Origin of the sequence: Romboutsia sp. 1001216sp1, from assembly GCF_039841805.1 — a bacterium.
Taxonomy (GTDB): domain Bacteria; phylum Bacillota; class Clostridia; order Peptostreptococcales; family Peptostreptococcaceae; genus Romboutsia_C; species Romboutsia_C hominis.
In genome coordinates this window covers 38,852-60,278 of record NZ_JBDPHA010000002.1, presented here as the reverse complement: position 1 = coordinate 60,278, position 21,427 = coordinate 38,852, and the positions used below count along the sequence as shown (strand labels likewise).

The following is a 21,427-nucleotide window of genomic DNA, read 5'->3' as shown; positions in this document are numbered from 1 at the left end:
GTTTTAGTAAAAAGTTTTAACTTTTTTATAAAAATATAAAAAATACTAGAAAATTTTATTCTAGTATTTTCAGCAAATATTTTAAGTTTACCTTTTATATTTTTATACCATATACTGTAGTTATAATAATGTTATAATTTTTATATATATTTTTTAAGTCAATAAATTTAAAATATTATTAATACCTTTATTATATCAATATACTTATTTTTTCAAAAAACGGTATTAATAAAGCATATATAATAATGTTACTAATCATTATATATATTCATTTTTTCTCCCCTTGCAAAGCCTATTACTTTAATACCTAATTCTTTTGATAATTTCATAGCCATATCAGTTATAGCTGATCTTGATACTATATATTTTAAATTTAAATTAAAGCATTTTAATATTATTTCAGATGTTATTCTTCCACTTGTAAGTATTAATTTATTATTTATATCTATATTATCTACTAAACACTTCCCTATTACCTTGTCTAATGCATTATGTCTTCCTATGTCTTCTTTAAAAAATAATATCTCTTTAAAATTACTAAGAGCTACACTATGTACCCCACCAGTATTTTTAAATACTTCTGATTTTTCATTAAATTTATTTATAAGCTTATTTATATTTTTATAATCTAACTTATCTATATTTAAAGTATCATCAAGTTTTATTTTTAACTTTTTTAAAGACTTATAATATATACTCCCTTTACCACAACCACTAGTTATAGCTCTTTTTTCATTTAACTTATTATTTATATTGTTTTTATTAACTATTTTTATATCTACATATCCTTCTTTTTCAAATACATTAATGCTATTAATATCATTATATGAAGTTATTATCTCATCTGAATACAAAAATCCTACTGCTAAATGTAGTAATGAACTTGGAGTACATATTAGTGTTATATATTCATATTCGTTTATATATATAGTAAATAAATACTCTACCACTATATCATCATCAACTTCTATTAATTCCCCATTTATGTATCTTTTTATTTTATATTTTTTAACCACATCCATAGCTATATATTTCCTTTTTATAAGAATCTAGTTCTTCTCTTGTATTTAAGTTTGTAAACATATTTTCATTAAATTTATTATTTTTAAATTCATCTTCTTTAACATAATACACATTTTTATTATTTCTTTCAAAAAAGCTTATTATAGATTTTCTATTTGAGTTTAATATATAATCTTTCATTTCATATCCTAATTTTTTTTTATAAGCACCATGAAAAAGCTGTATTTTATCATTTAATATAGATATATAAATATGAGATTCCTTTTTATCTTTTATGTCTTTATTGACCATTGCTTTAATGTATTTTATATAATTATCATCTAAGACAGGCATATCACAAGCTATTATATAAGCATATAAACTACTACTATTTTTAAGCCCTACACTTATTCCTGCCAGTGGTCCCATACCCTTTATTTCATCCTCTACAACTTTGTACCCTAAATCTTTATAATACTCTTTTTTATTAGTCACTATTATTATTTCTTTAAAGTGTTTTTTAAGCTTTTTAGCAATATCTAATATTAATCTCTTTTCATTGATTACTAAAAATTGCTTATCAAACCCCATTCTACTACTTTTTCCGCCAGCTAGTATCATAGCTGTATTTAGATTATCCATATTAATCACCTTTATATTAAAGTAGTGTTTTAAAAATAAGGATATAAATTAATTTATATCCTTATTTACTATATTTTAAGCATGTGCTAATTCTTTATTTCTTATTTTTTCTACTTTTATAGCACATACCTTTAAATCTGGTACTTTACTCACCTTATCTAATGTAGTATTAGTAAGATAATTTGCAGCTCCATCAGCAAAGTGGAAAGGCATAAAAAATACATCTTCATCAACTATATCAGTTATTCTTACATAAGTTTCTATTTCTCCACGCTTTGAAGATACCTTTATTTTTTCATTTTCTTTAAATCCTAGCTTATTGGCTGTTATTGGATTTACTTCTATATATGAATGTGGTGCCTTTTCATTAAGACCCTCTACCTTACCTGTCATTGTTCTGGTATGATAATGATATAATATCCTTCCATTAACTAATGTATATGGATACTCTTCACTTAAACCTTCAAAACTTAATGTATAATCACAAGGAACAAATGTTGCTTTACCTTTTGCAAATTTATCTGTATGTAATATTTTAGTGCCCTCATGATTAATGTTGGTACATGGCCACTGTAATCCTTTCATTTCTATTCTTTCATAAGTTATTCCAGCGTATGATGGTGTTAATTCACTAATCTCTTTCATTATTTCTTTTGGAGATTCATAGGTTTTATCATATCCTAATTTATTCATGATCTCCATCAATATAACCCAATCAGGTTTTGAATTATATACAGGCTTTATAGCTTCCCTTATTCTTTGAACTCTTCTATCCGTATTTGTAAATGTTCCATCTTTCTCTGCAAAAGATGCAGCAGGTAAAACTACATCTGCAAGTTCTGCTGTTTCAGTTAAGAATATATCTTGTACAACCAAGAAATCTAGTTTTTCTAGAGCCTTTTTTATATGATTTATATCTGGGTCTGATATCATAGGATTTTCACCCATTATATATAAAAACCTTATATCGCCATGTCCTATAGCATTAGTTATCTCTGGAACTGTTAAACCTACCTTATTAGGCAATTTTACTCCCCATGCATTTTCAAATTTTTTAACAATATCTTCATTTAATACACTTTGATATCCTGTAAATATATTCGGTAAAGCTCCCATATCACATGCACCTTGCACATTGTTTTGGCCTCTAAGTGGATTTACTCCAGTATATTCTTTTCCTAAATTACCGCATAAAAGTGCTAAATTTGATATACTCATTACATTTTGGGTTCCTGTTGAATGTTGAGTTATACCCATAGAGTAAAATGTTGCACTGTCATTAGTTGCATATATTCTAGCAGCTTTTATAATATCATCTTTATCTACTCCACATATTCTAGCACCTTCCTCAGGTGTATAATCTTTAACTAATTCTTTTAAAGCTTCATAGTTTTCAGTTCTTTCTTTTATATATTCATCATCTTGTAAATTTTCAGATATTATAACATTCATCATAGTGTTTAATAAGGCTACATTTGTTCCAGGATTTATCTGTAAAAATACATCAGCTCTTTTAGCTAGCTCTATTTTTCTTGGGTCTGCTACGATTAATTTCGCTCCTTTACTTACTGCTTGTTTTATTTTCGCTCCTATAACAGGATGATTTTCTGTTGTATTAGAGCCTATTACAAATATAGATTCTAAATTACTTACCTCTTCAATGCTATTTGTCATAGCACCACTACCTAATGTAGTTGCAAGACCTGCAACTGTTGAGGAATGTCAGAGTCGAGCACAATGGTCTACATTATTAGTTCCCATTACTCCTCTTATCATTTTTTGGAATAAATAGTTTTCTTCATTACTACATCTTGCTGAAGATAGCCCTGCAAAAGCATCACTACCATAAACTTTCTTCGTTTTATTAAAGTTTTCTAATATGTAGTCATATGCTTTCTCCCAAGTAACTTCTTCAAATTTTTCACCAACTTTTATTAGTGGATTTTTAAGTCTATCTTCATGATTTATAAATTTGTATCCAAATTTACCTTTAACACACAGTAGTCCATCATTTACTTCACCAAATACTGGTTGAGATCCTACTACCTTATCATCTTTAACTTGTAACTCTAATTGACATCCCACTCCACAATAAGAACAAGTAGTCTTCACTTTTTTAGTGTTGTAAAAATCTGCATTTTTAGGAACTAGTGCTCCTACTGGACAAATTGATACACAATTACCACAAGATACACAACTTGATTCATTTAAATTTTCTCTAAAGAATGGAGTAATTTCAGTTTCATAACCTCTATCAACTGAACTTATAGCACTCACTTCTTGTAATTCTTCACATACTCTTACGCATTTTTTACAAAGAATACATTTATTTGGGTCATAATAAAAAAATGGATTACTGTCATCAATAGGCAATTTCTTAGGCTGGTTGTCATATTTAGGTTTGAAATTATTTAGATATATACTTGAATAGTCTTGTAATTTACATGAACCTGATCTTGCACATGTTGTGCACTCTAATGGATGGTCTGATATCATAAGTTCTAATATTTCTTTTCTTGCGCTTTGTACTTTCTTGCTATTTGTTAATATTTCCATTCCTTCTTTTACTATTTTTCCACAAGCTACTTCTAAATTTTTACTTCCTTTAATCTCTACTACACACATTCTACATAGTCCGCTTGGATTTAATCTTTCATCATTACAAAAGTTAGGCAATTCTATTCCTATACTTTTACAAGCATTAAAAATTGTGGTTCCTTTTTTAACACTAACTTTAGTATCATTTATAATTATATTTACCAAAGTATTACCCCCTATTAAAATTTAACTGTTTTAATATTTTCAACCATATATACTTCTATTCCTTCTATAATATTATATTTTATATTAACTTATGAAAAAAAAGCCTATGAAAATACATAGGCTTTTTTTATTTATTAGGTTTTTTATATACACTTTTATGAATGTACTCTGTATCTATTACATTTCCATTTGAATCTTTATATTTTCTATAAGTTTTTGATGCATCTAAACCATTTTGTTTAAATGCCTCTACATATATTTCTATATTTTTTTTATCACTATCATTTCCATATATCCTACAAGTTAAAGTACCATTTCCTACTACGGTTTTCACATATACAGGATGGTTATATTGATTTTTAAATCTAAAATCAGTTCCACCGTCATTTACCATAGCATCTCTACCTATTGGAACATAAGTTGATAATAAGGAATGATTAGTTATTGAAATTAGCTTAAGCCCAGATTCTAAAACTGCATTATATAAAGTAGTAGAAACTTGACATACGCCTCCACCTAATCCATCTTCTAGCTTTCCATTTATAATAACAGGTGCATCCTTATATCCATTAGCCTTATTTCTCACCCCTGTATATTCATTATATGAGTATTCTTCACCAGGCATTAAAAGTACATCACTACTTTTATTTCCCGCTACTCTTATATTTTGTACTCTCCCAGTTAAAGATGTAGAAAACTTAGTTGTAAATTCTCCTAATAAAGTATTTACACTTTTAGCATCTTCAGTTTTAACATGAGGTTTTTTTATATTTACCTTTAAATTTATATCACTATAGTTTTTATTCTTTATATTATTTAATATTACATCTTTAGTGTTTGCTATGTCTAATTCTTTACCAATTGTTGATGGTGATGTACTAATTCCTCCATAATTTGATATATAAACTTTCGCATTAATCATATCAACATTTATATCTTTTGATATATTTTGTATTTTTTCACTAAGCTTAGCCTCATTGTAATTAGAATTTATATTGAACTCTTTTTTATCCTTTCTAAGTGATAAATATCGTTTTATGTTTTCTATGTAACTATCAGTTTTAGTATAGTTATAAGCTTTATCAATTACATTTTTTGTATCATAAGTTAGATCTATATCATTTGGAGATATCTTATATGATTTATCTTCATACAAAAGATTTATGTCACGTGGTGATATATTTTCATCTACAACTTTAATAGCTTCTTCTTTTGTCATATTAGATACATCTACATTTTCTATATATATGTTTTTTGCTATTTTATCATTATAAATACAATTTTTATTAAAATAATTAATCATAATTCCAAGTATAAATATTAACCCTATACTAGATATAATAGATGTCTTTCTTTTATTCTCTTTAAGTCTATAAGACCTAGATGACTTTTTTTCTTTACTCATTACTCCACCTCATTTTAAATTGTAATTAAATTATATTTGATTAAATTTTTTCAAACAAGATTAGAATAAAATGTGTAACTTTATTGTTACATTTTATCTGAATTTACAGATTATTGGATAATGATCTGAATAGTCTATCTTATCTATATAATAATCATCTATAGTTATTAGTTTGTCTGAGAATATATAATCTATTCTAGCATCATTTTTTATAAATGTTCCTTTTTGGAAATTTCCTGTATAAATAGCTACATCATTATACGTATTTATACTTAAATTTTTCTCATTTAAATCTCCGCATATTATAATCTTATTCGGTAGTTTATTTGAGTAATTTAATATCTCATTTATCTGAATATACCTTTCGTTTTTATCTAATCCTAAGTGGGTATTTATAATATTAAACTTTCCATTTTTAGAAAATACGTTTGTATATAAAAATCCTCTTTGTTCTTTTTTACTAGTTAGCAACACGTGTTCGTGTACGTCTATTTCATATTTTGAAAAAGTGCATATACCATACATCATATTTTGATTTATAATATTTGCACAAAATACTCCATCCATATTTAAGTTTTGTTTTAACTTCGCAAACTGTGGATACAAAACTTCTTGTAGGCAAATAACATCAAATTCTTTGCTCTTTAAGTATTTAGTTATCTTATTTAAAGTGTTTTTATTATTTAAATCACTAGCCTTATGTATATTATATGTTACCATTTTCATACCAAAGCCTCCTTAATTACACTTATTTATAAAATATTAAAACCTAGCTTAGACATGTTATCAGCTAAGCTAGGTTATTTTTTAATGCTTAATTTCCTTTTGAATTTTTGTAAACCTTCCCTTACTACCTATAAATATAAATCCTGTTCTATTATACAATTCATTTAACTCACTTAAACTTACTTCCCCATTTTTTAAATTAGATAATGTTATCTCCTTTATATTTCTAGTAGTTATCATCCTTAGTAACACTCCTTTTTAAAATCTTTATATCTCATTATATTTTTAAACTTTTTTAAATATTACTATTTTTTAAATTATTTATATATTTTAATTTTAAAACAATCGTTCCTTTACTTTTCTTACATTTTAGATTATATACCAAACAACCGTTCTTAGCAATAGCAAATATACATTTTTTGATATTAATATTATTTTTTATTTTTCTATGTATATTTTGTTCTGTTTTTTATAATTTATTTAAATACTATATTTTGTCTAATCTTTATGTATTTTTTAAAAATATTTGAATTTTAAGGATTATCATTGTTGCAATTTGAGGAAAACTATTCATGTTTGTAATATTATCTTGCCTTTATTTTATTGTTTATTTCTTCTCCAAGTACTACTATTATATTGAGGGGATATAAAAAAAGGGGGATGAATGTGAAAACTACAGTTAATAAGACCATTCCATTTAAGCAAAGAGATAATGATAAAAACAATAATATAAAGCCTGATAATAAGTCTAATGTCTATGGTAAAGTCATTCCTTATCCTAGGTTTAAAAAGAAAAAAGAAAAAAGTGTTAATTTTATCAAGAATAATAAAATATTTTTCATTATACTTTCTATAGTATTATTCTTTAGTTTGATATTTTTTATAGATACAACTCTTTTAAAAGGTAAGATCGGTCCAACTGGAAGACCTTTATCAATTAATAAACAAACTAATATTGCTGTTTCTGATAAAGAATTCAAAACTTATTCTGAAATTCTAGAAAAAGATATAGTTAGTGTATTATCTATAAACAGCAAGTATAATATATCCCCTAATTCTATGCATAAAAATGGAGATAGAGTGTATGTTCAAGGTGATATACACATAAACGGCAAAAATAGCCAACCTTTTGATGCAATACTCGATAATAGCAATACTAGCTCGATTGTTATAAATGGAGATGAATATGTAAAGTAAAATATAAATATATAATCTTTAAAGTAAAAAAATAGGTAAAAAGCAATTAATTGCTTTTTACCTATTTTTTATAAACTTATTATTTCACCTGTATTATTAGTATTATATCCGCCTAAACTTTTAACATTTTTTAAAAATTTATTGTCTTTTATTACTTCGAGTAGATTTTTTATAAACTCAAGTTCTAGGTATTCAGTTTTAATAAGTAAATCATATTCTTCTTCACATATAGGTATAAAATCTAAATCAAATACTTTAGCTGCTGAATATACACCTAATCCACAATCACAATCATCATTTTGTATTGCTTTGGCTAGTGACATATGAGTTAATTCTTCCCTTTCATATCCTTTTATATCACTCTTTTTTATGTTTTCTTTTTTTAGTAAATAATCAAATAACACTCTAGTTCCAGAACCTTTTTGTCTATTTATATATCGTATATTAACCAAATCTTTAATTCCTTTTATATTAAGTGGATTCCCTTTCTTAACTATTAAACCTTGTGTTCTATTTACAAGTTTTATTATAGATACATCTTCATCTATATATTTCTTTACATAAGATTTATTATAAGTTTCACAGTCTACATCAAATAAATGTATTGGAGCTATATGGCACTCATCCTTTTTTATAGACAATATTCCTTGAAAACTACCAACATGAGTTGAACTAAGCTTAAATTTTCCTTCAGTTTTTTTAGTCAACTCATTATTTATTAGATCCATAACTATATCATGACTTCCTATAGATACTATTGTTTTTTCTATTTTGCTTATATCATTCAATAGTTGTACATCTACATAGCTACCTTCTTCTATTCCTTCTATATTTTGAGGTATTGTTATAACTCCATCAGCATGTACTAAGCTAGTTACAGTTCCCGCTCCTCTTTTTATAGGCGTAGCGACATATTCATTATTTATATTTCCTACTTTAACTCTTACAAATTCTTTATACTTTAATGAACTCATTATTCTCTTTGTAAGTCTTGCCCTTATAACATTCCTTTTTTCTATCTCTTTATGTGTAAGTTTTGATATTACTTCTTTTACTATGTTTTCCATTACAACCCATCCAGATACAGGATATCCCGGTATTCCTATTATAGGTTTATTTTGACCATATCCAAGTATTGCAGGTTTTCCAGGTTTTATAGCTATTCCATGTATCACTACTTTTCCTAATTCTTCTATTATGTCATATGTATAATCTTCTCTACCTTGTGATGAGCCTGCGTTTATAAGTACCATATCGCACTCACTTAGTGCTAATAGCACACTTTGCTTTATTTTATAATAATTATCTTCTACTATTGGATAAACAACAGGTGTTGCTCCATACTCTAGTATAAGCCCTTCAAATAATTTAGAGTTAAATTCTATAATATCTCCGATTTCAGGTGTTTTATATCTATCTATTAATTCTGTTCCTGTTGGTATAATTCCTACCTTAAAATCTTTAAATACTTTTACTTTATCTACCTTTGCACTTATCATAGATGCTATATCTTGAGGTCTTATTTTATGAAAGCTTGGAACTATCATCTCTGTTTCAACTATATCTTCCCCTAAGCATCTTATATGCTGCCAAGGAATTGCCGGTTTATAAATTTTTATTTGTCCATCCTTTTTCTCTAATAAATCCTCTACCATTATAACTGCATCAAATTCCTTAGGTATAGGATCTCCTGTATCTACTTCTATATATTCTTTATCCTCTTTTAAAGTTATTATATTTTGTTCATTAGCCATAAATGTAAGTTTTGATTTCACTGCTACTCCATCCATTGCAGAACAGTTATAAAATGGAGATGATAACTTTGCAAAAACAGCATCACTTGTAACTTTGTTTAAACATTTATCTACATCTATAAATTTAGTATCTATTTTTTTTAGACTTAATATTTCATTAATATATTTTTTTAATCCTTCTTCTAATGAAATATTAGATAGATATCCCTTCATATCCTTCCCCCTATATTTACTATGATTAAATCTTTAAAAAGTATATACTTTAACTATATCTCCATTTTTTATACCTTCTAATTCTCTATCGATTTTTACATATCCATCACACTTTGCAAACTGCTTTATAGTACTTGATTTTGAAAATATAGGTACACATACTAGCCTATTGTCTTTTTTCTCTATATTTACACCTAAATATTCTTCTCGTCCTTTAGCCTTATGATAGTTGTATGTAAATTCACAAAGTGTATATTCTTCCTTATCTATATTATATAAACTTTTTATATATTTCTTAAATATTGCCTCTATTACAAAGGCACAAGATAAAGGATGACCTGGAAGTCCCATTACCAATTTATTACATATACTTGCTATTATAGTTGGCTTTCCTGGTTTTATAGCTATACCTTCTACTAAGACTTCACTATTTTCAAAGCTTTCTATTGCTTTTAATGTTTCGTCTTTTTTACCTACAGAGCTTCCTCCCGATATTAAAATTATGTCACATTCATTGAGAGCTTTTTGGATTAAATTTATTATGTCATTAAGATTATCTTTTGCTGATGGGTATATGATAGGATTTAAATTTATGTTTTTTAATTGACCATATAGTATGTATGCATTTATATCTTTTATCTTAGCTTCTTTTATATCTTCACTTATATCTAATATTTCATCTCCCGTTGATATTATACCAACAGTAAGTTTTTCATAAACATCTACTTCTTTTATATTAGCTCCTGCTAATACTCCAATATCTCTTTCATTTATAAGATGTCCTTTTTCATATAATACTTCATTTTCTTTTATGTCTTCTCCGACCTCTACTATATTTTCATTAAATGATATAGAATTTTGTATGAGTATATCTTTTTCATTTAACACTTCACAATATTCTATCATTACAACTCCCTGTGAATTTTTTGGTACCATAGCACCTGTTGGAGTATACACACAAGTTTCTTCTTCTAATAAAGTATTACAAATTTTTCCCATATAACTTTCGTCTATTTTTTTTAAGCATACAGGATTTGATTCACTAGCTAAAAATACATCATTAAATAATACTGAATATCCATCTACTAATGATTTTCTAAAGTGAGGTACATTTATATTTGATTTAATATCATCTGATATATATCTATTTAAGCCATCTATTAAACTTACTTTCTCAGAAATTATATCTTTTTTAAATTTATTTTTCATTATTTCTAATACTTTATCTACTGTTGTTACATCAAATAATTTCATAACTATCCCCTTTTAATAACATTAAATAGCAATACTAACTCCAAGTATTGATTTTGCTAGTATTTTTTTATCTTTATCATTTAAAATATCTTTTTCCATTAAAAGTTTGCAAAAACCTAGCTTTTCACATTCTTGTAATGTTTTATTTTTCTTAAAAAATTTACCTTCATTTATAAATAATGGTTTATAATACGAATAGTTATTTATAATATCTTCAATAAAATTTTCTAAATCTACTATTTCTGTATCAAAAGTCTTTTTGTATGTGTCTATTCCTCTAGCTAATGTTATACTGTCTAATCCATAAAAGTTTGATATATTATTTATATCGCTTGCTTCTTTTTCGCTAAATCCGTATCCTTTTATTTTGCTCAAAGATGTATTTTTACAATTTAGACAACATCCATAACAAGTATTATTCTCATCATACCAATTAATATTTGACTTATTAGTTATTTTTCTAGCTATAGAATCATTATATTTTTTTAATGTTGATATATCGTATGGTATTAAATTTTCTTGTTTCTTTAGTACTATAGCTTTTATATTTTTATCTGCCATTAATTTTCCTAATCCATTTTTTCCACAAGATTTATTATTTCTAAATATTATTTTAGAGAAATCTATTTTTTTAACTGATGCCAATCCTATTGATGCGATTTCTAATTCATTAGTACTTAATTCTTCTTTTATAGACTCAACAACTTTATCATAATCTTTATCTATTAGGTGACTTGCTTCTTTTATTTTTACACTTTCCTTATCTATATATAAATATATAGGTGTATCACTTTCTCCTTCAAACACTAAAAAATCATACCCATTACATTTCATAAAATGTGCAAAATGACCTCCAGTTTGAGATAAAGAATTTTTATCATATACCTTAAGTTTGTTGAGTCCAACTACACCATAACCTGCTAAAGATGGAGCTTCAAATACTAAATTATTATTACTTAAATTTATTTTGTGTTCGTCATACTGATGCACTGACTTTACCTTTTCGTTTTTTAAGTTTATGTATAGAATTTTTCTCATCAGTTACCCCCTCCCCTAATGTTAATTATATCACTGTAGAATTAAATATTATGTCATTTTTTAGACTATATATTGTAAAATTCTATGTTTTATAAAAAAATATGGGTAAATATGATATTATATATAAATAGAGATTATTATAATTTCCTCTAGATTGGAGAACTAAAATGAAAGATAAATACATTATTTATTTTATTAGTAGAACAAAAGCTAATATGATAAAATTCATAGAAAATAAATTAAAAGAAAATGACTTAACTGACTTAATACCAACTCATGGCAATATACTAACTGCGCTTTATGAAAGTGATAAAAAGCTCACTATGAAAGAAATTTCAAAAAAAATTGGTAAAGATAAGTCAACAGTTACTTCTTTAGTAAATAAACTTATAGATTTAGGATATGTAAAAAAAGAAAAATGTACTAAGGATAAGCGCGTTACTTATATAAGTTTGACTCAAAAAGCAAAAAATATTGAAGATAAATTTAACTTTATATCATCTCAAGTTAAAGAAACTGCTTATAAAGACTTTACAAAAGAAGAAAAAGAAGAATTTCTTAGATTACTTAGAAAACTTAGTTCTAATTTTAAAATTGAAAATGATAAGTATATATAAAAAGTGCCTCTATAAGAGACACTTTTTTAATTAGTCTATAAATGTAACTACTTCTTCAAGTGGTTTACGAGGTGGCTTAGGAGGTGTATTTTCTTCAGCTACACCTAAAGATATCATAGACATTAATTCAAATCCTGGTTTATCAAATCCTATTAACTTTTCTATTTCAGTTTTTGCATGAGTAGGTCCTGTCATATAGCAAGTTCCATATCCCATTTCTGTTGCTGCTAATAGGAAGTTTTCAACTGCTGCACCTATTCCTTGAGCTGCTGATTGAGGAGATACTAAAACATCTAACACTTCTTGAGGTGCGTTATTTTCTTTTAATATTTTATATTCTATCATTTTATATTCTGATCCATATACCATTATTACTACTGGAGCATTTTTAAAGCATGTATAATATTTAATTACACTCATATGTATTTTTCTATCTTTTTCAGTTTTTGCTAATTCACCTATTTTTTCATGGCTTTTAGTTACTATATCAGCCATTTCATTTATTACTTCACGGTTAGTAAGTACTACAAAGTGCCAGTTTTGTTGATGCTTTGGAGATGGGGCTTCTGTTGCTGCTTCTAGCATTTTTAATATGTCTTCTTTTGGTACTTCTTCATCTTTAAATTTTCTTACACTCTTACGATTGTATATAAGGTCTAAATTTGCCATTTTACTTCTCCTTTTGATGTTTTATATAATTATACTATATACATATGTTATAGTATTATCACTAATTTAAATATAATTGCTTATTATTTATAAATAGTTTGTCATCAAACTAATTGTATACTAAAAAATAGTTTTATGTCAAACTTTTTTATATTTTATATAAAAATATCCTATAAAATGAAATTTTTTAATTCAATTTACAGGATATTTTCTTTTTCATTATTTAATTTTAATATTTATATTTACAAATATTTAATCTAATATGTTTTATCTATCTCTATAATATTATATTCGCCATATAATAAGTCTATAAAAAGTACTTTGTTTCTTAATATTTCACCTTTATTAAGTAACACCTTTATAGCTTCACTAACTTGTATAGATGCCACTAGACCTGGGGTAAAAGAAGGATTGCTTAATTTATTATCTGTTTCTTTTTTATATTTATATATATAATCTAGATTATTATCTCCTGGATATATAGTACTAACTTGACCATACCATCCACTTATAGCACCATGAATTAGTGGTATATTTAAGGCTTCACAATATCTTTGAAGTATAAATCTAGTGCTTATATTATCTAATGCATCTATAACTACATGACAATTATTTATAATCTTTTCACAGTTATTACTATCTAAATGCTCACTAACTATATCTATGTTTACATTATTATTAATTAATTTTATTCTTTCTTTAGCCTCTATAGCCTTATTTTTCCCAATATTATTTTCATTACACAAGATTTGCCTATTTAAATTGCTTATATCAAATGAATCTTCATCTACTAATTTTAAATAACCTATACCTATCCTTGATAGCATTTCTATTACATATCCACCTAAGCCACCGCATCCTACTATACAAATTTTAAAATTTTTTAATTTATCATTTTCAACCTTAGTTAAAGTTCCTATATTTCTTTCATATCTTTTATTCATCAACCACCACCAACTGGCGGGAATATAGATAAAATATCCCCGTCCTTAAGTTTTCTATCAAATCCTCCATCCATACCATTTAGTAAAAGTATGGATACTTCTTCTTTGTCTATATTTAAAATTTTTAGTATATCAATTATATTCATATCCTCTGCAATTTCTAATACTTGTTTTTTCTCTCTTCCTTCTCTAAATGTTGCAAATAACCTTATCTCTATTTTCATGCTATCCCCTTAATAAATTTATATATTAATTTTTTGCAAATATATTTCCTATATACTCTTCAAGACCTAGTGCTTTTAATGTTTCATCTAATGGTATCCCATTTTCATCCCAACCCCTAACTTCATAATATTTAGGAAGTAGTTCATCTAACCTATGAACATGACCTTTAGTTGGTCCATTTGGAATTGGATCATATATTAGCCTATCTGGTAAAGTATCTTGACTACTATCTATTCCTGCTTTTAAATTAAATATTTTTTCTAAAGTCCATATTCTATCGCCTGCTTGAAGTAATGTTTCAGGTGTATATATTTCTCCACATACTGCATTATACATATCTACATAATCATCAAGTCCTAGTCCAAAGGTAGTAAATACACAAAGTCCTAACGAGTCTATAACAGCAGTCAAATCATGAAATACCTTTGCATAAGCTGGTTTGCCTTCTACTTCTAGTTTATTTAATTTTTCAGGTACTCCTAGTATCTCTGGATTTATCATATATCCTTTTATATGACACCCTCCTCTGTTATTAACTGCATAAGTTATACCATGACCTTGTATTCCTCTTGGGTCATATGCTGGCAATTCTTGTTTTTTGACAGTCATAGAATACTGAGTTGCATCATACTTTTCACACAATCTATATGCACCATCTGCTAATAAATCTCCAAATCCTTCTCTTTTAGCCATTTTTTCAGTCCACTTAACTACAGCTTCAACATCACCCCAGTTAAGGGATAGTTTGTCATCTTTGATTTCTTCGTCTTTTATATATCCTCTTTGATAAAGCTCCATAGCCGTTGCGATAGTTGCTCCTGCTGATATAGTATCTAATCCATATTCATTACAAAGCATATTTGCTTCATTTATAGCATGTAAATCATATACATCACAATCTGACCCATAAGACCAAAGGGTTTCATACTCTGGTCCTCCTACCTCTTTACCATTTTTAAGTTTAACTACTCTACCACAAGCTATAGGACATCTATAGCAAGCGTGTTTTTTAACTAATGTATTTTCAGTCATTATCTCTCCACTAATTAAATCCGCCTTATCAGTGTATGATTCTTGAAAGTTTTTAACTGGATGAACTCCATTCTCATTTATTATATTAACTAAAATTGCAGTACCATAAGTTGGAAGCCCCCCTCCAGCAACCGGATTATTTCTAAGTATATTTACCTTTTCAGCATTTACCCTCTTAACTAATTCTTCATTAGCTACATTTACCTTTTTGCTACCTTTTACAACAATAGCTTTTAAATTTTTAAAACCCATTACAGCTCCTACTCCACCTCTACCTGCAGCTCTATCTACATCATTCATAATTGCTGATATAAGAGATAAATTTTCTCCTGCTGGTCCTATGCAAAGTACATTAGCTTTATTATGCTTTTTAGATAATTTTTCAGTTATTTCACTAGATACCATTCCCCAATAATCACTAGCATCTTTTATCTCTACTTTATCATCTTCTATATATAAGTATACTTTATCATCAGATTTACCTTCTATTATTAACATATCATACCCTGCATTTTTAAGCTTAGTTCCCCACTTTCCACCTGAGTTTGATATAGCTATTGTTCCTGTAAGTGGAGATTTTGTTACTACCATATATCTTCCACTTGTAGGCATAGGTGATGCTGTTAATGGGCCTGTAGCTATTATAAGCTTATTTTCAGAACTTAATGGTTCTACCATAGGATCTACTTCATCAATAAAAGTTTTTACACCAAGACCTCTAGCCCCTATATATTTTTTAGCTAATTTTAAATCTAAATTTTCTACCTCAATAGTCTTTTCACTTAAATTTACTCTTAATACTTTTCCATTATATCCATACATAAATTTCTCCTCCTATTTTTATTTATAGTAACCAAAAAAGCCTATCTAAAAGTAACCATACTTTTAGATAGGCTAAAAATCCGCATAAAAAGGAAAGGTTACTACACTTTTCTCCTTTCCAACAGGAGGCATAAACATTTCTATTTATACCCTACCGTTTTATTAACCATAGCATAGCCTTAGGTTAACAAAATCGGAGAATTTATATTTAATTAAATAGTAGTATTTAAATTGATAAATGTCAAATACAATCATATGCTAAACCATTTTTTTATTCCTTTTTTAACTGGCTTAAAATATTGTTTTATCCCCCCTTCTAATATCTTAGTGTCTATACCTAAACACCTTGAATAAAAAGCTACTATTGGACTTCTAAGTCTTCCCTGAGAACATCCTAAAACTATTGTTTTTTCTTTGTTATTAGATAACCTAAGTAAATCTCTTTTAATATTTTTTCTATTTTTTATAAGCCCTATTAGTATTATAGGAAAAGCTATCATAATATATTTTTTTAATAGTTTATGATCTTTTTCATCTATAACAGGTACATTATATTTAAACAATGGCATTTTTTCAAATTCTTCTTTTGATCGTACATCTATTGTTACCTCATCTTTTATATCTTCTAATTTAATATACATTCCACCTCAACCACTTTTTAACTTTTCTGTATTATACCACAATAATAGATTATTGTCCTTACTATATACTATTATCTAGTATAGACTATAGTGCTTCTTTTATTACGGCAAAAGGTCGTATAAAATACTTTATACGACCTTTATATTATCTATTTTTCATAAATCTATCTCTATTCCTATATTTTTAGCCATGTCAATCATGTTAACTATTAATATTATAGGCTTTTTATATTTCATAAGTTGAGTTGTTAAATAAAGATTTCTAGATAAATTTGATGCATGTACTATATTTACTATTACACCTGCATTATCATTTTCTAAGTATTCTTTTGAAATTTTCTCTTCATTAGAAAAAGTATCCATTGCATAAATTCCAGGCAAGTCAACAATTTTTATATTATCATTTATATTCCCCTATTTTTTTCTATAGTTACACCTGGCCAGTTGCCTACACGTTGTTTAAGACCTGTTAATCCATTAAATAAAGTAGTCTTACCAACATTAGGATTTCCTAATAATGCCACACTAATCATAATTTTCCCCATTTTGTTGATTTTAATATTTATTATCATTTAATTAATATTATTCATTACTTAAAGTTATTAACTGATAATATATAATTAAAATTATCTAACTTTTATTTTGTTTTAGTAGCTTATTACACTTACATTCATTACAGTTTCCTAAACACTCATCCACCATCTCTAAACATTCTAAAAATGCACATTTGCTACTGTTTTTATGTCTAATTATCGGTATATTTTTCTTTTTTGCATGCTTTTGTACTACATCTATCATTTTATGAGATACTACTGATGTGAATATTACAAGAGCATCTGGACTTCCGATTGATTTATTTAACTTACTTGACATGTTCAAGTAAACTTTAGTTTTATGACCTTTTTCTTTTGCTAAATTTATGTAATCTTTTTTTAACTTTTCATTACCTCCAACTATTACTAAGTTCACAATATTTCACCTCTCATACTTCTATACTTAAATAATAGTACTTTGATTATTGATAGTCAATACTTATTGATATTTATTTTCATTTATCATTTGTATATTTATTTTTACATAAACTATATAATAACTATTTAATTAAATATAATAAGAAAAGCTATAAAATATATATTTAAGTCTATATTTTATAGCTTTTCTTATTCATACTTATTTTTAAAACTTTAATTTAGTAATTTATAAATTTTATTATTATAAAATACTACCTATTTTTTTATACTATCCTTTAATGCTTTACCTACATTCTTTCCAGTATTTAATGTTTCTTTTCCTACATTATATCCTGTTTTAATAGCTTCTTTTCCTACATTTAAAGTTCCGCCAACAGCTTCTTTAGCAACATTTCCTACGCCATTTATAACTTCTTTACCTATATCTCCAACTGGCTTTGTTACTTTCTTTACAGTCTTGTCTAATTTATTTGCCAATCTTCTCAACTCCATAAAATATATTAAGGGAATTCCCTTAATATATTTTATGACTTATATTGGCACATTGTTACAACCCTATATTATTCACTTCTTCTACTTTATATATTTAAATATTAAAAATTAGAATTTATCTTTTCTATTATTTGTTGTTTTGGCATAAAACCTACCATCTTATCAACTGGCTTTCCATCTTTAAATATCATAACTGTAGGTACAGTACTTACACCATATTTTCTAGCTAATTCTAAACATTGGTCTATATCTACTTTACTAAAGCTAGCTTTATTTCCTACATCCTTTGCAGCTTCCTCAAAAACTGGTGCCAACATCTTACATGGGCCACACCAAGTAGCAAAAAAATCTACTACAGCTATCCCTGATCCATTTTCTATTTTAGAGTTAAACTCTTCGTCATTTATTATTTTTACGAATTCTTCCATACTAATTTATACTTAACTTTATTAAGTATATCTCCTTTCTATTTTTATTTTAATTTTATTTATATTTTGTATTATATGGTTGCATTTCATCATATGTCAAAGCTTTAGGCTTTTGTTTATAATGTATTTTCTTACTAACTGATTCATTTTCATTTTCTATAGCATTTCTTATATCTGTATATGTTTGTGCATGATTAACTAAATCAGTTAACTGTGGATTTTCATCTAATATTCTTTTACTGTTATTTACTTTTCTCATATAAACATCCCTTTCTTTTCTTTTTATTAGATTTCCACCTATGTTTTTTTTAATGCATACTTTAAACCAATTGTGGCTTAGTAATAAATGTATTAAAAAACGCATAAATCCAAATTAATGGATTTATGCGTTTTAATTTCCAATAAAAATTTCATATATAATATCTAAAGTACATAGTCATTATTTTTAATTTAAGTATCTATCAGTAGATTTATAATTAATTTAAAATTTATAAAAAAAGCATCTATATTCTAGATGCCTTACTGGTGCCCAGAGGCGGAATCGAACCACCGACACGGGGATTTTCAGTCCCCTGCTCTACCGACTGAGCTATCTGGGCATATGGCGGAGAGGGTGGGATTCGAACCCACGGTGCCGTTAAGCATCACTGGTTTTCAAGACCAGCTCCTTAAACCACTCGGACACCTCTCCAATGATTTTTATCTCTTATATTTATTAATATATCATAAATTTTTACATTTTTCAATAATTTTTATATTTTTCCTTTTATTTCAAAAACTATATAAAATAGAAATGAGCATTTCAAATACTTATTTCTATTTTATATAGTATCTTTTAATCTCATTATATTATGCATAATATGGTATATTATAAACTAAGAATCTTTCATTAACATCTTTCTTATATAACTTTTCTAACTGTATTTCTTCTTTTAGCATAAATGGTGTCTCATTTTCTATATAATATATATAATCATCACTAGGATAATACAATATTAACTCAATATACCTTTCACTTTTATATACTGAATCTAATATATTTTCTACTATCTTCCTAAATATCTGTACTGAAAATGGATTAAAAAAATAAAATCTATTATCTTTACTTTTTATTTCATAATCTTGTGCATAGCAACATTTAAATTCTATTTTTTCTTTACCTTTCTTATGTTCACTTACATACGCTTCTTTATTTTTAATACATTCTTTATAATACTTTTCCTCCATTTCTATTCCAACTACATTAGAATTAAATCTATAATTTATATAAAAGTTTAGCCTACCTTTCCCACATCCAAAATCAACTATAAAATCATCTTCATTTAAGCTGTATATTTTAAATAATTCGTCTAAACATTCATATGATGTAGCTTGATATGGATGATAATGCCTTACTTTTTCACTCCATAATTCTTCTCCTAAAGTATCTATATTTAATAATTTTTCATATTCTTTTTCTGTCATTTATTTCATTTCCTATCTAAATATATTTTTTATTGAAACTCTATTCAGATTAGTAATACCATTTAAATATAATTTCTATACTTTCCTTTGATGGATAAAAATTTTTATCTTTTCCCTTTTTTCCTACTGCAAATATAGAAAATCCTTTTATGTAGTCTTTATCTTCAAATACAATTTTATAAGCGTTAAAACATCTAGCTTGTTCTTTTCCATTTTCTACATTGGACACTTCACTATTCCATGGATGTGTTGCTGCATTATCTTTTTTAGGAAATCCTAATTCAGCAAAGTAGATAGGCTTATTATATTTTTCATAGAATCTATATATTTCTTCGACCACATTTTGATTTCTATTATATATAGTAGTAGAGTTTAAAGCATTTACTAATTCTTTTACTGTATTTTCTTTTTTATCACTAAGTTCAAAATAAGCTGCTATAGATATAAAATCTACTTTAGAAAATATTTTATTATTTAATTTTTTGTAATAATCCTCATTACTCTTTCTATCCCAACTAGCTGTATACCACCATGTAGTCTTATATGTTACTTCTCCCTTAAATCGCCCTTTAACAAAATTAACTATATCACACCAGTTATCTTCATACATCTCTAACTTTGAGAAATTTGATGCTATAATCATTATATCTACATCGTACTTATTTGCTATATCCTTAATTAAAATATTTAATATATTTTTCCAATCTTCAAAGAATTTTTCCTTATTTACGGGGTTATAATCAGTTTCATATTTACTTCCATTAGCTATCCACGGATATGCTTCTAATATAATATTTATACCTTTTGATTTCAGTATTTTTATTAATCTTATGGCTTTTTCTTTACTATAAGAATTTATTTTCATATTATTTGAGTCTAAATCTGGTATTTCTATAACTATAGGTACATTAACAGTATTCACTTTCAAATCATCTATATCCTTTAAAGCTTGTTCTATTTCATAATCAGTTGATAAGTTAACAGATTTTATCTTTTCTGTTATAGTATTATTTTTGTTAGTACTTTTAATAGCAAAAATAACGCTTAGTATTACTAATGAAGTAATTATTATTAATATTTTTTTTCTCATAGCTCTCCTATCTTTTTTAAATATAAAATACTAAGCAT

The 21,427-nt window shown here is 26.3% G+C and carries 24 protein-coding genes, 2 tRNA genes and 1 riboswitch; of the genes, 2 read left to right on the top strand and 24 right to left on the bottom strand.

The window, feature by feature from the left end:
- Nucleotides 1–251 precede the first annotated feature (251 nt).
- From fdhD to ABHC41_RS03445, 6 genes are all read right to left on the bottom strand, one after another.
- Nucleotides 252–1,022, bottom strand: coding sequence for a formate dehydrogenase accessory sulfurtransferase FdhD (gene fdhD / locus ABHC41_RS03470; RefSeq protein WP_092925258.1), 771 nt, complete (start codon nucleotides 1,020–1,022; stop codon nucleotides 252–254).
- Nucleotides 1,009–1,644 carry a molybdenum cofactor guanylyltransferase gene (locus ABHC41_RS03465; protein WP_271893434.1) on the bottom strand — a complete coding sequence of 212 codons (636 nt, stop codon included), beginning with the start codon at nucleotides 1,642–1,644 and terminating at the stop codon, nucleotides 1,009–1,011. Before ABHC41_RS03465 ends, fdhD begins: the two co-directional genes overlap by 14 nt.
- Nucleotides 1,645–1,719: 75 nt before the next feature.
- A complete protein-coding gene (gene fdhF, locus ABHC41_RS03460; RefSeq protein ID WP_271893432.1) occupies nucleotides 1,720–4,407 on the bottom strand; it encodes a formate dehydrogenase subunit alpha in 2,688 nt (895 codons plus the stop codon).
- A 127-nt stretch (nucleotides 4,408–4,534) separates the two neighbouring features.
- Entirely contained in the window at nucleotides 4,535–5,812 is a 1,278-nt protein-coding gene (locus ABHC41_RS03455; protein ID WP_195238234.1) for a VanW family protein, read from the bottom strand.
- A gap of 93 nt (nucleotides 5,813–5,905) precedes the next feature.
- Nucleotides 5,906–6,538: an endonuclease/exonuclease/phosphatase family protein gene (locus ABHC41_RS03450; protein ID WP_195238236.1), complete on the bottom strand. Its 633-nt coding sequence runs from the start codon at nucleotides 6,536–6,538 to the stop codon at nucleotides 5,906–5,908.
- An 81-nt stretch (nucleotides 6,539–6,619) separates the two neighbouring features.
- The gene (locus ABHC41_RS03445; protein WP_092925248.1) at nucleotides 6,620–6,778 is read right to left on the bottom strand and encodes a hypothetical protein; all 159 of its coding nucleotides are present in this window, start codon (nucleotides 6,776–6,778) and stop codon (nucleotides 6,620–6,622) included.
- A 426-nt stretch (nucleotides 6,779–7,204) separates the two neighbouring features.
- Here ABHC41_RS03445 and ABHC41_RS03440 point away from each other — a divergent pair, with 426 nt between their 5' ends.
- Nucleotides 7,205–7,735 (top strand): hypothetical protein, encoded by a 531-nt coding sequence (locus ABHC41_RS03440; protein WP_092925246.1) that lies wholly within the window; start codon nucleotides 7,205–7,207, stop codon nucleotides 7,733–7,735.
- A gap of 68 nt (nucleotides 7,736–7,803) precedes the next feature.
- Here the strand turns inward: ABHC41_RS03440 and ABHC41_RS03435 are convergent, their stop codons facing one another.
- The 3 genes from ABHC41_RS03435 to ABHC41_RS03425 are packed head-to-tail and all read right to left on the bottom strand — an operon-like array spanning nucleotide 7,804 to nucleotide 11,994.
- Nucleotides 7,804–9,702, bottom strand: coding sequence for a molybdopterin biosynthesis protein (locus tag ABHC41_RS03435; RefSeq protein WP_195238238.1), 1,899 nt, complete (start codon nucleotides 9,700–9,702; stop codon nucleotides 7,804–7,806).
- Between the two features lie 33 nt (nucleotides 9,703–9,735).
- On the bottom strand, nucleotides 9,736–10,956 hold the full coding sequence (locus ABHC41_RS03430; RefSeq protein WP_195238240.1) for a molybdopterin molybdotransferase MoeA: 1,221 nt from the start codon (nucleotides 10,954–10,956) through the stop codon (nucleotides 9,736–9,738).
- Nucleotides 10,957–10,977: 21 nt separating this feature from the next.
- Nucleotides 10,978–11,994 carry an aldehyde ferredoxin oxidoreductase N-terminal domain-containing protein gene (locus ABHC41_RS03425; protein WP_195238241.1) on the bottom strand — a complete coding sequence of 339 codons (1,017 nt, stop codon included), beginning with the start codon at nucleotides 11,992–11,994 and terminating at the stop codon, nucleotides 10,978–10,980.
- Nucleotides 11,995–12,161: 167 nt separating this feature from the next.
- On the opposite strand from ABHC41_RS03425, the gene ABHC41_RS03420 reads away from it, so the two are divergent.
- Entirely contained in the window at nucleotides 12,162–12,611 is a 450-nt protein-coding gene (locus ABHC41_RS03420) for a MarR family winged helix-turn-helix transcriptional regulator (protein ID WP_092925238.1), read from the top strand.
- Between the two features lie 30 nt (nucleotides 12,612–12,641).
- Here ABHC41_RS03420 and ABHC41_RS03415 read toward each other — a convergent pair whose 3' ends face one another.
- The 15 genes from ABHC41_RS03415 to ABHC41_RS03345 form a co-directional block, all read right to left on the bottom strand.
- Nucleotides 12,642–13,280: a nitroreductase family protein gene (locus ABHC41_RS03415; RefSeq protein ID WP_092925236.1), complete on the bottom strand. Its 639-nt coding sequence runs from the start codon at nucleotides 13,278–13,280 to the stop codon at nucleotides 12,642–12,644.
- A 257-nt stretch (nucleotides 13,281–13,537) separates the two neighbouring features.
- Nucleotides 13,538–14,224, bottom strand: coding sequence for a HesA/MoeB/ThiF family protein (locus ABHC41_RS03410; protein ID WP_092925234.1), 687 nt, complete (start codon nucleotides 14,222–14,224; stop codon nucleotides 13,538–13,540).
- Entirely contained in the window at nucleotides 14,224–14,448 is a 225-nt protein-coding gene (locus ABHC41_RS03405) for a MoaD/ThiS family protein (RefSeq protein WP_166505623.1), read from the bottom strand. Before ABHC41_RS03405 ends, ABHC41_RS03410 begins: the two co-directional genes overlap by 1 nt.
- A gap of 25 nt (nucleotides 14,449–14,473) precedes the next feature.
- Nucleotides 14,474–16,303 (bottom strand): aldehyde ferredoxin oxidoreductase family protein, encoded by a 1,830-nt coding sequence (locus tag ABHC41_RS03400; RefSeq protein ID WP_195238243.1) that lies wholly within the window; start codon nucleotides 16,301–16,303, stop codon nucleotides 14,474–14,476.
- Between the two features lie 95 nt (nucleotides 16,304–16,398).
- A riboswitch (molybdenum cofactor riboswitch) is annotated at nucleotides 16,399–16,514 on the bottom strand.
- A gap of 40 nt (nucleotides 16,515–16,554) precedes the next feature.
- Complete coding sequence (locus tag ABHC41_RS03395) at nucleotides 16,555–16,944, bottom strand: rhodanese-like domain-containing protein (protein WP_092925228.1); 390 nt, start codon at nucleotides 16,942–16,944, stop codon at nucleotides 16,555–16,557.
- A gap of 156 nt (nucleotides 16,945–17,100) precedes the next feature.
- Nucleotides 17,101–17,307, bottom strand: a complete 207-nt coding sequence (locus ABHC41_RS03390; protein ID WP_334292231.1) for a FeoB small GTPase domain-containing protein — start codon at nucleotides 17,305–17,307, stop codon at nucleotides 17,101–17,103.
- A gap of 41 nt (nucleotides 17,308–17,348) precedes the next feature.
- Nucleotides 17,349–17,477 (bottom strand): FeoB small GTPase domain-containing protein, encoded by a 129-nt coding sequence (locus ABHC41_RS03385; RefSeq protein WP_330383726.1) that lies wholly within the window; start codon nucleotides 17,475–17,477, stop codon nucleotides 17,349–17,351.
- A gap of 97 nt (nucleotides 17,478–17,574) precedes the next feature.
- Nucleotides 17,575–17,913, bottom strand: coding sequence for a DUF2325 domain-containing protein (locus ABHC41_RS03380; protein ID WP_092925226.1), 339 nt, complete (start codon nucleotides 17,911–17,913; stop codon nucleotides 17,575–17,577).
- A 257-nt stretch (nucleotides 17,914–18,170) separates the two neighbouring features.
- Entirely contained in the window at nucleotides 18,171–18,392 is a 222-nt protein-coding gene (locus tag ABHC41_RS03375) for a hypothetical protein (RefSeq protein WP_240275741.1), read from the bottom strand.
- Nucleotides 18,393–18,508: 116 nt separating this feature from the next.
- Nucleotides 18,509–18,835: a thioredoxin gene (gene trxA / locus ABHC41_RS03370; protein WP_195238244.1), complete on the bottom strand. Its 327-nt coding sequence runs from the start codon at nucleotides 18,833–18,835 to the stop codon at nucleotides 18,509–18,511.
- A 55-nt stretch (nucleotides 18,836–18,890) separates the two neighbouring features.
- Nucleotides 18,891–19,094: a hypothetical protein gene (locus tag ABHC41_RS03365; protein ID WP_092925220.1), complete on the bottom strand. Its 204-nt coding sequence runs from the start codon at nucleotides 19,092–19,094 to the stop codon at nucleotides 18,891–18,893.
- Between the two features lie 264 nt (nucleotides 19,095–19,358).
- Nucleotides 19,359–19,434, bottom strand: a tRNA-Phe gene (locus tag ABHC41_RS03360).
- A gap of 3 nt (nucleotides 19,435–19,437) precedes the next feature.
- Nucleotides 19,438–19,526: transfer RNA gene (locus ABHC41_RS03355), tRNA-Ser, on the bottom strand.
- A 158-nt stretch (nucleotides 19,527–19,684) separates the two neighbouring features.
- On the bottom strand, nucleotides 19,685–20,299 hold the full coding sequence (locus ABHC41_RS03350; RefSeq protein WP_092925218.1) for a methyltransferase: 615 nt from the start codon (nucleotides 20,297–20,299) through the stop codon (nucleotides 19,685–19,687).
- Nucleotides 20,300–20,348: 49 nt separating this feature from the next.
- A complete protein-coding gene (locus tag ABHC41_RS03345; RefSeq protein WP_271893420.1) occupies nucleotides 20,349–21,389 on the bottom strand; it encodes a cellulase family glycosylhydrolase in 1,041 nt (346 codons plus the stop codon).
- Between the last annotated feature and the right edge of the window lie 38 nt (nucleotides 21,390–21,427).